The sequence below is a fragment of the Kitasatospora sp. NPDC058243 genome (assembly GCF_042882025.1).
Taxonomy (GTDB): domain Bacteria; phylum Actinomycetota; class Actinomycetes; order Streptomycetales; family Streptomycetaceae; genus Kitasatospora.
Window position 1 is genome coordinate 43,652 of sequence record NZ_JBHVWW010000023.1, and the last position, 14,410, is coordinate 58,061.

At 72.0% G+C, this 14,410-nt stretch carries 12 protein-coding genes; 7 read left to right on the forward strand and 5 right to left on the reverse strand.

Annotated elements, in window-relative coordinates:
• The first annotated feature begins 15 nt into the window (after positions 1–15).
• The 6 genes from ACFVX9_RS17525 to ACFVX9_RS17550 all read left to right on the forward strand — a co-directional run bounded on the left by ACFVX9_RS17525 (position 16) and on the right by ACFVX9_RS17550 (position 8,670).
• A complete protein-coding gene (locus tag ACFVX9_RS17525; RefSeq protein ID WP_387982340.1) occupies positions 16–1,650 on the forward strand; it encodes an NADH-quinone oxidoreductase subunit M in 1,635 nt (544 codons plus the stop codon).
• An 11-nt stretch (positions 1,651–1,661) separates the two neighbouring features.
• A complete protein-coding gene (nuoN, locus tag ACFVX9_RS17530) occupies positions 1,662–3,284 on the forward strand; it encodes an NADH-quinone oxidoreductase subunit NuoN (RefSeq protein WP_387982398.1) in 1,623 nt (540 codons plus the stop codon).
• A gap of 303 nt (positions 3,285–3,587) precedes the next feature.
• A complete protein-coding gene (locus ACFVX9_RS17535) occupies positions 3,588–4,598 on the forward strand; it encodes a polyprenyl synthetase family protein (RefSeq protein ID WP_063351191.1) in 1,011 nt (336 codons plus the stop codon).
• A 115-nt stretch (positions 4,599–4,713) separates the two neighbouring features.
• Complete coding sequence (locus ACFVX9_RS17540; protein WP_063348138.1) at positions 4,714–5,376, forward strand: response regulator transcription factor; 663 nt, start codon at positions 4,714–4,716, stop codon at positions 5,374–5,376.
• Positions 5,377–5,620: 244 nt separating this feature from the next.
• Positions 5,621–7,618, forward strand: a complete 1,998-nt coding sequence (locus ACFVX9_RS17545) for a 2-oxoacid:acceptor oxidoreductase subunit alpha (RefSeq protein ID WP_380373210.1) — start codon at positions 5,621–5,623, stop codon at positions 7,616–7,618.
• A complete protein-coding gene (locus ACFVX9_RS17550) occupies positions 7,615–8,670 on the forward strand; it encodes a 2-oxoacid:ferredoxin oxidoreductase subunit beta (RefSeq protein ID WP_063348136.1) in 1,056 nt (351 codons plus the stop codon). Before ACFVX9_RS17545 ends, ACFVX9_RS17550 begins: the two co-directional genes overlap by 4 nt.
• 125 nt (positions 8,671–8,795) lie before the next feature.
• Here ACFVX9_RS17550 and ACFVX9_RS17555 read toward each other — a convergent pair whose 3' ends face one another.
• The 3 genes from ACFVX9_RS17555 to ACFVX9_RS17565 form a co-directional block, all read right to left on the reverse strand.
• Positions 8,796–9,176 (reverse strand): VOC family protein, encoded by a 381-nt coding sequence (locus ACFVX9_RS17555; protein ID WP_380484298.1) that lies wholly within the window; start codon positions 9,174–9,176, stop codon positions 8,796–8,798.
• A 189-nt stretch (positions 9,177–9,365) separates the two neighbouring features.
• Positions 9,366–11,018, reverse strand: coding sequence for an LCP family protein (locus ACFVX9_RS17560; protein ID WP_380484296.1), 1,653 nt, complete (start codon positions 11,016–11,018; stop codon positions 9,366–9,368).
• Positions 11,011–11,619 (reverse strand): DUF6542 domain-containing protein, encoded by a 609-nt coding sequence (locus tag ACFVX9_RS17565; RefSeq protein WP_380373203.1) that lies wholly within the window; start codon positions 11,617–11,619, stop codon positions 11,011–11,013. Before ACFVX9_RS17565 ends, ACFVX9_RS17560 begins: the two co-directional genes overlap by 8 nt.
• Before the next feature lie 295 nt (positions 11,620–11,914).
• On the opposite strand from ACFVX9_RS17565, the gene ACFVX9_RS17570 reads away from it, so the two are divergent.
• Complete coding sequence (locus ACFVX9_RS17570) at positions 11,915–12,556, forward strand: TetR/AcrR family transcriptional regulator (RefSeq protein ID WP_387982344.1); 642 nt, start codon at positions 11,915–11,917, stop codon at positions 12,554–12,556.
• A gap of 313 nt (positions 12,557–12,869) precedes the next feature.
• Here the strand turns inward: ACFVX9_RS17570 and ACFVX9_RS17575 are convergent, their stop codons facing one another.
• Together ACFVX9_RS17575 and ACFVX9_RS17580 are read right to left on the reverse strand one after the other, a co-directional pair.
• Positions 12,870–13,427, reverse strand: coding sequence for an RICIN domain-containing protein (locus tag ACFVX9_RS17575; RefSeq protein ID WP_387982346.1), 558 nt, complete (start codon positions 13,425–13,427; stop codon positions 12,870–12,872).
• Between the two features lie 63 nt (positions 13,428–13,490).
• On the reverse strand, positions 13,491–14,348 hold the full coding sequence (locus tag ACFVX9_RS17580) for a peptidoglycan-binding protein (RefSeq protein ID WP_387982347.1): 858 nt from the start codon (positions 14,346–14,348) through the stop codon (positions 13,491–13,493).
• Positions 14,349–14,410 lie beyond the last annotated feature (62 nt).

The window sequence follows — 14,410 nt, forward strand, 5'->3', positions numbered from 1 at the left end:
GTGGGGGGTGCGGCCATGAGCGCGTTGCTGACCGCCACCTGTGCCGTCCCGGCGGCCGGCGCGGTGCTGACCGCCGCGCTGCCCGCCGGGTCGACCGAGCGCCGCCGCTCGACCACCAAGGCCGTCGCCCTGGGCGTCTCGGTCGTCACCCTGGTGCTGGCCGCCGTGGTGGCGACCCGCTTCGACCCGCACGGCGCCCGCTACCAGCTGACCGAGTCGTACAGCTGGATCCGCTCCTTCGGCATCACCTTCTCGCTCGGCGTGGACGGCATCGGCGCCGTCCTCGCCCTGCTCACCGCCGTCCTGGTGCCGGTGGTGATGCTGGCCTCCTGGCACGACGCCGACCCGGGGCCGGCCGGCCCCGACGGCACCTTCGCCCCCGACACTTTTGAGGGCAGGCGCCGCACCCAGGGCTTCTTCGCCCTGATCCTGGCGGTGGAGGCGATGGTGGTCGTCTCCTTCTACGCCACCGACGTCTTCCTCTTCTACGTGTTCTTCGAAGCCATGCTGATCCCGATGTACTTCCTGATCGGCGGCTTCGGGGACCGGGCCGGCGGCCCCGACGCGGCGCGCCAGCGCTCGTACGCGGCCGTGAAGTTCCTGCTCTACAACCTGCTCGGCGGCCTGGTGATGCTGGCCGCCGTGATCGGCCTGTACGTGATCGCGCAGGACCAGGGCTTCGGCACCTTCGACCTCCAGACCCTCACCTCGGCGATCGCCGACGGCAAGCTGCAGCTGTCCGGCACCGCCGAGAAGGCGCTGTTCCTGGGCTTCTTCTTCGCCTTCGCGGTGAAGGCCCCGCTGTGGCCGCTGCACACCTGGCTGCCGAACGCGATGGGCGAGGCCACCGCCGGCACCGCCGTGCTGATCACCGCCGTGGTGGACAAGGTCGGCACCTTCGCGATGCTGCGTTTCTGCCTCGGGCTGTTCCCGCACGCCTCGAAGACCTTCGCCCCGGCGATCCTGGTCCTGTCGGTGATCGGGATCATCTACGGCGCGCTGCTGGCGGTCGGCCAGAAGGACATCAAGCGGCTGGTCGCCTACGCGTCGATCTCGCACTTCGGCTTCATCATCATGGGCATCTTCGCGCTGACCAGCCAGGGCCAGAGCGGCGCCACCCTCTACATGGTCAACCACGGCATCTCCACCGCCGCGTGGATGCTGGTGGCGGGCTTCCTGATCTCCCGTCGCGGTTCGCGGCTGATCGCCGACTACGGCGGGGTGCAGAAGGTCGCGCCGGTGCTCGCCGGGACGTTCCTGGTCGGCGGTCTGGCGACCCTGTCGCTGCCCGGGCTGGCCCCGTTCGTCAGTGAGTTCCTGGTGCTGGTGGGCACGTTCACCCGCTACCCGGCGATCGGCATCGTGGCGACCTTCGGCATCGTGCTGGCCGCGCTGTACGCCCTGCTGCTGTACCAGCGCACCATGACCGGACCGGTGAAGGCCGGCGTCGGCGGGATGCCCGACCTCAAGGTCCGCGAACTGGCCGTGGTCGCCCCGCTGGTGGCGCTGACCATCCTGCTCGGCGTCTACCCCAAGCCGCTCACCGACCTGGTCAACCCCTCGGTGAACGCGACGCTCTCGCAGGTCCACGAGACCGACCCGGCGCCGGCCCACCCGGTCGCCGCCACCTCAGGAGGTGAGCAGAAGTGAGCACCACCGGCATGCTCGCCGCCGCCGGCGGCAACACCGCCAGCATCCCGGCGCCGCACCTGGAGTACGGCCAGCTCTCCCCGATGCTGGTGGTGTTCGGCGCCGCCGTGGCCGGCATCCTGGTGGAGGCCTTCGTGCCCCGCCGGTACCGGCACTGGACGCAGGTGTCGCTCGCACTGGCCGGGCTGATCGGCTCCTTCGTCGCCGTGGTGGTGCTGGCCTCCGAGGGCTTCGGCTCCACCCGGGTCGACCTGCTGGCCATGGAGTCGGTCGCGCTGGACGGCCCGGCGCTGTTCCTGCAAGGCGTGATCCTGCTGGTCGCCGTCGTCGCGGTGCTCACCTACGCCGAACGGAAGCTGGAGCCCAAGGCGGGCGGCCTGCCCGCCGACGCCTTCGCGGCCCAGGCCGCCGCCACCCCCGGCGGCGAGCAGGAGCGGGCCGCGGTCCGGGCCGGCTTCGCCACCAGCGAGGTCTTCCCGCTCACCATGTTCGCGGTCGGCGGGATGCTGCTGTTCCCCGCGGCCAACGACCTGCTGACGATGTTCGTGGCGCTGGAGGTCTTCTCCCTCCCGCTGTACCTGCTCTGCGCGCTGGCCCGGCGCCGCCGGCTGCTCTCCCAGGAGGCGGCCGTCAAGTACTTCCTGCTGGGTGCCTTCGCCTCGGCGTTCTTCCTGTTCGGCACCGCGCTGCTGTACGGCTACGCGGGCAGCGTGAAGCTCGGCGACATCTCGGACGTGATCTCCGGCAAGGCGATGACCACCCCGGCGCAGCTGAGCAGCACCCAGAGTGACGCGCTGCTGCTGATCGGCCTGGCGATGCTCGCGGTCGGCCTGCTGTTCAAGGTCGGCGCGGTGCCGTTCCACTCCTGGACCCCGGACGTGTACCAGGGCGCGCCGACCCCGGTGACCGGCTTCATGGCGGCGGCGACGAAGGTCGCGGCCTTCGGGGCGTTCCTGCGGCTGTTCTACGTGGCCTTCCCGGGCCTGCGGCTGGACTGGCGGCCGGTGCTGTGGGGGGTGGCGATCCTCACCATGGTGGTGGGCGCGGTGCTGGCGGTCACCCAGCAGGACGTCAAGCGGCTGTTGGCGTACTCCTCGATCGCGCACGCCGGGTTCATCCTCACGGGCGTGATCGCCACCAACAAGCAGGGCCTGTCCTCGGTGCTGTTCTACCTGCTGTCGTACTCCTTCGTGACGCTCGGCGCGTTCGCCGTGGTCACCCTGGTGCGCGACTCCAAGGGCGAGGCGACCCACCTGTCCAGCTGGGCCGGGCTGGGCCGGCGCTCGCCGCTGGTGGCGGCGGTGTTCGCGCTGTTCCTGCTGGCCTTCGCCGGGATCCCGCTGACCTCCGGGTTCACCGGGAAGTTCGCGGTGTTCCAGGCGGCGGCGGCCGGCGGGGCGACGCCGCTGGTGATCGTGGGTGTGCTGAGCTCGGCGGTGGCCGCGTTCTTCTACATCCGGGTCATCGTGCTGATGTTCTTCTCCGACCCGAAGCCGGGCGGCCCGACGGTGGCGATCCCGAGTGCCTTCACGGCGACCGCGATCGGGGTGGGGGTGCTGGTCACGCTGGGTCTCGGCCTGTTGCCGCAGTACTTCCTGGACCTGGCGTCGAAGGCCGCGCTGTTCGTCCGCTGACCGCCGCCGGGGCGGCGCCGCCGCCCCGGGCCCGTCCGGGCCGCGCCCTCGGCGCGCGGTCCGGACGCGTGTTTGCCGCCGGCCTGTCGGCGGAGGGGCTCCGGCCCGTGTTTTCCAGCTGAATTCGCCCCCACCGCAGTACTGCCCCCACAGCCGCCCTGACCAGGGCATCCGGCCCGATCATGACAGGATCCGCACGCCCGTGCAGTGATCCACTCGTGACCGGATACCCTGCCTGTATGGCCAGCGGCGGCACTCAGGGACCAGGCCGCTAGATCGACCAGGGACAGAGGAGTGGTCTTCGTGACCGTCGTGGGACCCTTCGGGCTCAGCGTGCAGGACCGCGACCTGACCCGGGACGTTCAGGCCGGACTGGACGCGGTGGAGACGGCTCTCGCCGAGGCCGTCAAGAGCGACGTCCCGTTCATCACCATCACCGCCAGTCACCTCATCGAGGCCGGCGGCAAGCGCTTCCGCCCGCTGCTGCTGCTGCTGGCGGCGCAGTTCGGCGACCCGGGGGCGCCCGGGGTGGTGCCGGCCGCCGTCGTCGTCGAGCTCACCCACCTGGCGACCCTGTACCACGACGACGTCATGGACGAGGCCCCGGTGCGCCGCGGCGCCCCCAGCGCCAACTCCCGCTGGGACAACTCGGTGGCCATCCTCACCGGCGACTTCCTGTTCTCCCGCGCCTCCCAGGTGCTCGCCGACCTCGGCCCCGAGGCGGTGCGGATGCAGGCCGACGCCTTCGAGCGGCTGGTCACCGGGCAGATCCTGGAGACCCGCGGCCCCGGCCCGGACGGCGACCCGCTGCTGCACTACCTCGACGTGCTGGCCGGCAAGACCGGTTCGCTGATCGCGGTCTCCTGCCGGATAGGAGCACTGATGGCCGGCGCCGAGTCGTGGATGGTGGACACCCTCAGCGAGTTCGGCGAGCGGATCGGCATCGCCTTCCAGCTGGCCGACGACGTGCTGGACATCGCCAGCGACGGCCAGGAGTCCGGCAAGACGCCCGGCACCGACCTGCGCGAGGGCGTGCCGACCCTGCCGACCCTGCTGCTGGAGCAGATGCCGGCCGACCCCGCCGACCCGGCCGACACCCGGCTGCGCGAACTGCTCACCCTGGACCTCGCCGACGACGAGCTGCACGCCGAGGCGCTGCGGCTGCTGCGCCGCCACCCCGCGCTGGAGCGCGCCCGCCGGGAGACGCTGCGCCAGGCCGAGGACGCCCGGGCGCTGCTCGCCCCGCTGCCGGACTGCGCGGCGAAGGCGGCCCTGGAGGGGCTCTGCGACGCGGTGGCGATCCGGACCATGTGACCGGGGCGCGGCGGGCGGCGGCCCCCGGCCGGCGGATCCGCGGACGGCGGGTCGGGTGGTTGCCCGGATGGGGGAGACTGGCCTCTGTCAGCTCAGCCCTGCCGGGAAGGTCACCATGCGCCGTGTCGTCATAGCCGAGGACTCCGTACTGCTGCGGGAGGGGCTGACCCGGCTGCTCACCGACCGGGGCCTGGAGGTCGTGGCGGGTGTCGGGGACGGCGCCGCGCTGGTGAAGACCATCCACGACCTGGCCGCGGCCGGGCAGCTGCCGGACGTCGTGGTCTCCGACGTGCGGATGCCGCCGAGCCACACCGACGAGGGCCTGCGCGCCTGCGTCGAGCTGCGCGGCCGCTACCCGGAGCTGAACGTGCTGGTGCTGTCGCAGTTCGTGGAGGAGCGGTACGCCTCCGAGCTGCTGGCGGGTTCGACCCGGGGCGTCGGCTACCTGCTGAAGGACCGGGTCGCGGAGGTGCGCGAGTTCGCGGACGCGGTGGTCCGGGTCGCCGACGGCGGCACCGCGCTGGACCCGGAGGTGGTGCAGCAACTCCTCAGCCGCAGCCGCAAGGGCGATGTGCTGGCCAACCTCACCCCGCGCGAGCGGGAGGTGCTCGGGCTGATGGCGGAGGGCCGCACCAACAGCGCGGTGGCCAAGCAGCTGGTGGTCTCGGACGGCGCGGTGGAGAAGCACGTCAGCAACATCTTCCTGAAGCTGGGCCTGGCGCAGAGCCCGGAGGACCACCGCCGGGTGCTGGCGGTGCTCACCTACCTCAACTCGTAGCCGGCCGGGCGGCCGGGCAGCTCGGGGGCAGGGGGCCGGGGGAGCGGCCGTCGGACGCGGAATGATCTCCGGCGGTCGGACGTTGTACCCCGTGTGCGGTTCGGGCGCGGGCCGGTGTTTTCCCGCCGCACGTGGGAGTTCCGTCCGGGATCAAGTGCCCGCGCATAGGATGCGGGAGGTGCACCAAGCGGACGGGGCACGGGGCCGCGCCCGCGGTGGTGTGCCCTCGAGGAGGTCCGCGGCAGTGACCAGTCAGGTCGATCAGTCAGAGGCAGTGGACGGCTCGGACGGCGACGGTGGTCGTTCCGGCAGTGGTGACGGACGCCCCGGTGCGGCCGTGCCCGCCGATCCAACGGCCCCGGGAGGTTCGCCGCCGAGGAACAGCAAGCCGATTCGCCGACTCGACCGGGTGATCATCCGTTTCGCCGGCGACTCGGGTGACGGCATGCAGCTCACCGGTGACCGGTTCACCTCGGAGACGGCGTCGTTCGGCAACGACCTCTCCACGCTGCCGAACTTCCCGGCCGAGATCCGGGCGCCCGCCGGGACGCTGCCGGGCGTGTCGAGCTTCCAACTGCACTTCGCGGACCACGACATCCTCACCCCGGGGGACGCGCCGAACGTGCTGGTGGCGATGAACCCGGCGGCGCTGAAGGCGAACCTGGAGGACCTGCCGCGCGGCGCGCAGATCATCGTCAACACGGACGAGTTCACCAAGCGCGCGCTGGCGAAGGTCGGTTACGCGGCGGATCCGCTGGCCGACGGCTCGCTGGAGGGCTACCACCTGCACAAGGTGCCGCTGACGACGCTGACCCTGGAGGCGTTGAAGGACAGCGGGCTGGCGCGCAAGGACGCCGAGCGGGCCAAGAACATGTTCGCGCTGGGGCTGCTGTCCTGGATGTACCACCGCCCCACCCGCGGGACGGAGACCTTCCTGCGCAGCAAGTTCGCGAAGAAGCCGCAGATCGCCGAGGCGAACATCAGCGCGTTCAAGGCGGGTTGGAACTTCGGCGAGACCACGGAGACCTTCGCGGTCTCCTACGAGGTGCCGCCGGCCAAGCTCCCGGCCGGGCGCTACCGCAACATCTCGGGGAACCTGGCGCTCTCCTACGGCCTGATCGCCGCCGCGCAGCGCTCCGGGCTGCCGCTGTACCTGGGCTCGTACCCGATCACGCCGGCCTCGGACATCCTGCACGAGCTGAGCCGGCACAAGAACTTCGGGGTCCGCACCTTCCAGGCCGAGGACGAGATCGCCGGGATCGGCGCCGCGCTCGGCGCGTCCTTCGGCGGCGCGCTCGGCGTGACGACGACCTCGGGCCCCGGGGTGGCGCTGAAGAGCGAGACGATCGGCCTGGCGGTGTCGCTGGAACTGCCGCTGCTGGTCGTGGACATCCAGCGCGGCGGCCCCTCCACCGGCCTGCCGACCAAGACGGAGCAGGCGGACCTGCTGCAGGCGATGTTCGGGCGCAACGGCGAGGCGCCGGTGCCGATCGTCGCCCCGGCGACGCCGGCCGAGTGCTTCGACGCGGCGCTGGAGGCGGCGCGGATCGCGGTGACGTACCGGACGCCGGTGTTCCTGCTCTCGGACGGCTACCTGGCGAACGGCTCGGAGCCGTGGCGGATCCCGGAGGTGGACGAACTCCCGCTGATCAGCCCGGACTTTGCGACCGGTCCGAACCGCGAGGACGGCTCGTTCTGGCCCTACCTGCGGGATCCGAAGACCCTGGCCAGGCCGTGGGCGCTGCCCGGTACGCCGGGGCTGGAGCACCGGATCGGCGGGATCGAGAAGCAGGACGGGACGGGGAACATCTCCTACGACCCGGCGAACCACGACTTCATGGTCCGCACCCGGCAGGCGAAGATCGACGGGATCGCCGTCCCCGACGTGGAGGTCGACGACCCGAGCGGCGAGGCGCGGGTGCTGGTGCTCGGCTGGGGTTCGACGTACGGGCCGATCACCGCGGCCGTGCGGCGGGTGCGGGCGGACGGCGGGGAGGTCGCCCAGGCGCACCTGCGCCACCTGAACCCCTTCCCGGCCAACCTGGGCGCGGTGCTCAGGAGTTACGAGAAGGTCATCGTGCCGGAGATGAACCTCGGCCAGCTCGCGCTGCTGCTGCGGGCGAAGTACCTGGTGGACGCGGAGTCCTACAACCAGGTGCGTGGACTGCCGTTCAAGGCGGCACAGTTGGCGGACGTGCTGTCGGCGGCGATCGGCACCCTGGACGAGGAGGACCACCGATGAGCGAGAACGGCTTCCCCTCCCTGCGCCTGGTGCCCAAGGCCGAAGAGCCGCAGAGCGCACGGGACTTCAAGACCGACCAGGAGGTGCGCTGGTGCCCCGGCTGCGGGGACTACGCCGTCCTGGCGGCGGTGCAGGGCTTCATGCCGGAGCTCGGCATCAAGCGCGAGAACACCGTGTTCGTCTCCGGGATCGGCTGTTCCTCGCGCTTCCCGTACTACATGAACACCTACGGGGTGCACTCGATCCACGGGCGCGCGCCGGCGATCGCGACCGGGCTGGCGTCCGCGCGGCAGGACCTGAGCGTGTGGGTGGTGACCGGGGACGGTGACGCGCTGTCCATCGGCGGCAACCACCTGATCCACGCGTTGCGGCGCAACGTCAATCTGAAGATCCTGCTGTTCAACAACCGGATCTACGGCCTGACCAAGGGCCAGTACTCGCCGACCAGCGAGCTGGGCAAGATCACCAAGTCGACGCCGATGGGCTCGCTGGACGCGCCGTTCAACCCGCTCTCGCTGGCGATCGGCGCCGAGGCCTCCTTCGTCGCCCGGACGATCGACTCGGACCGCCAGCACCTGCAGTCGGTGCTGCGGGCGGCGGCCGCGCACGAGGGCACCGCGCTGGTGGAGATCTACCAGAACTGCAACATCTTCAACGACGGTGCGTTCGAGGCCTTGAAGCAGCCCGGTACCCGGGACGAGGCGCTGATCCGGCTGGAGCACGGGCAGCCGATCCGCTTCGGCGCGGACCTGGCCGGCGGCGTGTTCCGCGGCCCGGACGGAGAGCTGTTCACCGCCCCGGTGACGGCGGACAACGAGGCGCGGGTGCTGGTCCACGACGCGCACGCGGCCAACCCGACGGCGGCCTTCGCGCTGTCCCGGATCGCCGACGCCGACACCCTGCACCACACCCCGATCGGTGTCCTGCGCGATGTGCGGCGGCCTGTCTACGACGAGCTGATGGCGGGCCAGTTGGCGGCCGCGCAGGCCGATCGCGGGCCGGGCGACCTGGCCGCGCTGCTGGCGGGCGGCGACACCTGGACGGTGGACTGACCGGTCCGGTCCGGTCCGGCCTGGTCCGGTCGCCGCGGCGCCCCCTCGGCCATCGGCCGAGGGGGCGCCGTCGCTTCGGGCGCGCGGTTACCGCTCGGGTGGGCGGTCACTGCTCGGGCGCGTGGTTACTGCTTGGCCCACTCGACCAGTTCGATCACGACCCCGTTCGGGTCGGTGACCTGGAACAGCTTCTCGCCCCACGGCTCCTCGCGCAGCGGCAGGGTGATCTCGACCCCTTCGCCGCGCAGCCGCCGCTCCTCGCCGGCGAGGTCCTCGACGACGAACGCCAGGATGACGCCGGTCGCGGTCCGGTCGCGCCGGCCCTCGGGCAGTACCTCCAGGCCGCGCCGCAGGCAGACGACGTCGACCCCGCCGCCGGGGTGCTGGAGCGAGACGAAGCCGTCGGCCGACATCTCCTCGGTGTAGCCGAAGTGCCGCTGGAGGAAGGCGGCGGAGGCGGTGACGTCCTCGACGGTCAGGGCGAGGGTGGTGGTGGTGATCTGCATGGCGGAGCCCTCTCGTCGGCGCGAGCGCGCGGTTATCCCGTACGCAGTACACTATACATAGTACGGAGAATTGGGCGAGGGGTGTGCGCCCTGGGCCCGGACGCGGGGGAAGGCACGGGGAAAAGCCGTAGGGAGGCTCCCGGGTGGGAGCCTCCCTACGGCTCGGTGCGGTGCGTCAGGTGCGGGGTGTCAGAAGACGCAGGGGATGCCGCCGTCGCTCTGGGCGTCGACCGACGGGCCCTGCACGGGCAGGTTGGCCGCCGGGTCGGACGGGGAGCCGGTCGCGCCGCCGCCCGGCGCTGCGGCGCCGGTCTTGTCGTCGGTCGCGCCGGTGAAGCCGGTGCCGAGGGTGACGACCACCCGGTCGGCGGGGGCCGACGCGGACTCCGTGGCGGTGACGCCGTAGCGGGCGGCGATCTGGTCGGCCGCCTCCTTGGCGCCCTTGCCGTAGGCCACGGCGGTGGTCTTGGGCTTCGCGGCGGCGCTGCCGGTCCTGCCCGCCTTGAAGCCCATCGCGACCAGGGCCTTGGACTCGGCGGTGGAGGAGACCCCGGCGGCCGTGGAGGCGTTGAAGACGTCCACGGTGGTGGGGGCGGCGGCCTTGGTGGTGGGCGGTGCGGTCGTGGCCGGCGCGGAGGAGGCCGCCGGGGTGGGCGTGTCGCCCGCCGCGTCGGGGGCGGCCGGGGCGGAGTCGGCGTAGCCGAAGATCTGCTTGACGACCTTCTGGAGCTTCGCGGGGGTGACGAGGTTGACGTCCTGGCCGTTGCGGGTGCCGAAGCCGTCGAAGGTCAGGGTGTTGAACTCGACGTTGCCGCCGGTGAGGTTGGGGGCCTGCTGGGCGAAGTCGAGGACGTTCCACTCGTTGTCGATGACCAGGTCCTTCTGCACCACGCCGAACAGCTGCTGCAGCTTGCCGAGGTCGCTGATGACGCCGTCCTGCTTGAGCTTGTGCACGACGGAGGAGATGAAGGCCTGCTGGCGGTGGGTGCGGGCGAAGTCGCCGCTGTTGCCGTCCGGGCCGTCCAGGTTGTGGCGCTGGCGGACGAAGGAGAGCGCCTGGGAGGCGTTGAGCTTGTTGATGCCCTTGTGGAAGTCGGCGCCGGAGCCCTGGCCCTCCATGGCCGGGTCCTTGGTGTCGTGGGTGAGGCAGACCTCGATCGGTTCGACGGCCTTGGCGATGTCGTAGAAGCCCATCAGGTTGACCTCGGCTATGTGGTCGACGGGCTGGTCGAGGAACTTCTGCACGGTCTGGATGGTGGCCGCCCGGCCGGCGTCGCGGCCGGCCTTCTCCAGGTCCGCGCCCTTGAGCCCCTTCGCCTGGAGGGCCGGGGTGGCCTTCTCCTTGGCCTCGCCGTAGGCCTCCTTGATCTTGCGCATGCCGGCCTGCTTGCCGTCCCCGGTGTAGGTCATGACGTAGTCGTCACGGGGGATGGAGACGGCCTGCGCCTTGCCGCCGCCGGCGGGGATGTGCAGCAGGATCAGGGAGTTGGTGTTGTAGCCGCCGATGTCGGAGCTGTGGCCGGCGTGCAGTTCGTCCTGGACGAACTCCGGCGGCAGGTCCGTCCCGTCCATGTTCTTGCGGCTGTCGAGGCCGATCAGCAGGATGTTGACCGAGTTGTCGAGGTGCTTGGGCGCGTTCTTCTTGGTCTCGGCGATGGCGTTGGAGGTGGTCATCCCGTCGGTGAGGGACGTCACCTCGTACCAGACCACCCCGCTGGCGGCGAACACCGCCAGGGCGACCGAGCAGGCCAGCGTCCGGCCCGCGATCAGCAGGGGGGAGGTGCGGCGGGTCGGGGGCGCGGCGGTGCGGCCGCCGTCCCGGGTCTGCGGGTTCTCAGCCATGGTCCCTCCTCCGGTCCCGGACCAGCCGGACCACGATCACCAGGGCGGCCGTTGCGACGGCCGCGGCCATCACGGGAAAGTCGTGGACCACCCACTTCGCGGAGCCGGTGGCCAGGTTCTTGCCCTGGTAGGCGTCGCCGTTGGCCAGCAGTTCCGCGCCGGCCGTCACCCCCAGGACCAGCAGCGGGGAGGCGGCGAGGACCCACCACCAGCCGTTGCGGCTGCTGAGTGCGGCCGCCAGGCCGGTGCCGAGCACGGCGCCCACCAGGAAGGCCGTCCCCATGCCGGGGCCGGAGAGCTCGTCGATCCCGGCGCCTGCCGCCGGCAGCCCCACGGCCAGGGCCGCGGGCAGGGCCGCTCCGCCGGGGAAGGGGCGGGGGTGGGCGGGGGCCTTGTTCGCCCGCCGGCGGGCTCCCTGGTCGGAGGTGCGCCCCGGTGTCCGTTGGTCGGTCGTCCGCCCCGGTGCCTGCTGGCCGGTCGTCCGCCGGTCGGCCGTCCGCTGGCCGGCCGTCCGTTGGTCGGTCGTCCGCGCCTGCGTCTCCTGGCCGGGCGTTCGCCCGCGTGCCTCTTGGTTGGACGTCCGTCCTCGCCGCCCCGCCACGCACTCACCCCCGGTGTTCCCGTGCTCTGCGCCCCTGTGGCGCCTGCGCCCGGTCCTCGTGTGATGAGCCGTTGTGCGCTGCCACTTCTGGACGCTGCTGTTCGGCCGGCCGGTTCCCGCGCTCGGCTTCCGTTTTCCGGTCGGGGGCAGGCGTGCTGTTGAATTCCCTCTACACGGGTGTAGAGGTTGTAGGCAGCATAGAGCACCCTTGTTCGATGGCAACCCGGCTCAGGCGGGCTCGGGAGACACTACACCGGGCAGTTTTCGAGAGCCCCGGTAGATGAGGAGTGACGCCGTGGCGGCGACGGGCGGAGCGGGACGGCCGGAGAAGCGCAAGGCGATCACGCGGGCCGCGACGGCGGTGTTCGGGCGCGAGGGCTACGTCCGGGCCAGCATGGACGCGATCGCGGCGGAGGCCGGGGTGTCCAAGCGCACGGTCTACAACCACTTCGCCGACAAGGAGACCCTCTTCCTCTCCGTCGCACTCCAGAACTCGGCCGAACTTACCGAGTTCATACGCGAGTTGATGGACAAGCACCTCGACCGGGTGGTGGACCTGCGCCAGGACCTCACCGACTTCGCGGTCGAACGGGCCCGGGCCGTCCTCTCGGCCGGGGATCGCGGCGCGCTCGGCCGGGCCATCCGCGCCGAGGTCGCCAACATCCCGGCCGACGTCCTGGAGGCGTGGCTGGAGGCCGGCCCGATCGCCTCGCAGCGCGACCTCGCGCAGCGGTTCGAGGCGATCGCGGACCGAGGCCTGCTGGTCGTCGACGACGCCCCGCAGACCGCCGAGCAGTTCACGCTGCTGACCTTCCACGGCGTCGCCGAGCGCTCGTTCTGGGGCGCCCTGCCGGTGGCGGACGAGGAGCTCGCCCGGATCGCGGCGCTCGGTGTCGACGCCTTCCTGCGGATCCACCGGGTGCCCGCGGTGCGGTGACGGCGCGGGTGCCGGTGGCGCGGTGACAGCGGGCGCCGGAGCGTGAGACGCCCGCGGCACGGTGACGGCGGAAGCCTGACCGTGACACGCCGCCGGGGAGGGGTCCGGCGGCGTGTCACGGGGCCCACTCGTGGGCGAGCAGGTCGAGGACCGGCTCGCCCACGAACCCCTCCGCCGGCCCAGGGGTGGCTCGGGAGGGGGGTGGTGGGCGCGGACCGGCCCGCTCGCCGAGGCCGACGAACGGACCGGGGACGGGGTGGGTCCGACGGTTCGCGCCCCCGGCGGGAACCGTCGGACCCCTCTCGGTGAGCCGTCAGCCGATCTTCCAGCGCTGGGCCGGGTCGTTGCCGTTGCAGGACGTCACCGAGGTGAGCTGGGCGACGCCGTTGGACTTGAGGCACTGGCCGGTGGCCACGTTCTGGATCAGGTACCAGCCGCGGTCCTCGCTGGTGCGGATCCACTTCTGGTTGGCCGGCAGCCAGTCGCCGGCCGGGCGGTTGAGGCCGTCCCAGCCGCCGGGGGTGTCCCAGAGCTGGACGGCGCCCGAGCCGGTGTCGAGGTCGACGACCTTGCCGGCCGAGCCGTGCGAGATGGCGGTGGTGCCGTCGCAGTAGCCCCAGAACGACCAGGTCTGCGCGGCGCTCTGGTTGCCCTGGTAGACGCCGATCCGCTGGCCGTTGACCTCCGTGTTGGCCGGCAGGTCCAGGACGCCGGTGGCGCCGTTGTAGACGGAGGTGACGGTCTGCAGGTTCGGCGCCAGCTCGCAGCCGGCGGCGTGCGCGGCCGGGGCGGTGACCACGGCCGCCCCCGCGACGGCCGCGACGGCGCCGAGCCCGGCGAGGAACCTGCGGGTGCGGGTGACGGGTTTCATCGGGTTCTCCTTCTGGGTGTGGAGTCTGGGTGTGGTGGATCCGGGTGTGGTGGAGGTGCGGCGTCAGCCGCGCGGGACCTGGAGGGCGTCCCACTGCTTGGGGCCGGGGATTCCGTCGGCGTCGCTGCCGGAGTCGCCCAGCTTGTGCTGCCAGTTGCGGAAGGATTCGAGGTCCGCCCCGGACCACTCGGGGCCGGGGCCCTCGGCGTAGGCGGAGCAGCCCTCGGCGACCAGGCGCTCTCCCATCCGGGTGATGACGTCGCTCTTCTGGCCGTCCTGGAAGAAGTCGGCGCCGGGGAAGGGCTCGTAGCCGCCCTCGCTCCCGCCTCCGTCCCCGCCGCTGTCGGCCTGGGGCCGGGCGCCGTCGTTCGGCTGGTCGGCGGCGGAGGCCTCCTGTCCGAAGTAGACCGCCCCCTGGCGGTCCCGCCACTGCGGGTCGGCGAGGATGACGCCGTCGGCGAAGTCCGGGACGCCGTACCCGTACACCCAACTCGACTTGCGGTCACGGGTCTTGAGGTAGACGCCGTCGCCCTCGGAGCTGCCGTCGTCGTTGGTGTTGCCCTCGACGGTGGTGATGGTGGAGCTGGTGTAGGCGACGCAGATGCCGGTGTGGCTGCCGCCGCCGGGGCCGTAGAACACCTGGCCGCCGATCACCGGGTAGTCGGTGAAGCGGTCGCGGTCCCTGAACCAGGCGACGCCCTCGGCGCAGGAGGCCGTCACCGGGAACAGCCCGGCGTTGCCGGACTGCCGGGCGCACCAGGCGACGAAGGTCGCGCACCAGGCCTCGCCCTGGGACCACTCCAGGCCGGGGACGGCCGGCGAGTACTTCTGGATGTTGTTCCAGTGCGAGCCGCTGCGGCCCTCCTGGTATCCGACCTCGTCTCGGGCGACGCGGATCAGGTCCGCCGCGTTCGAGGACATGAGGGTGGCTCCTTGCTTGCTGTGGCTGCTGTGGCTGCTGTGGCTGCTGGGGGGACGGGGAG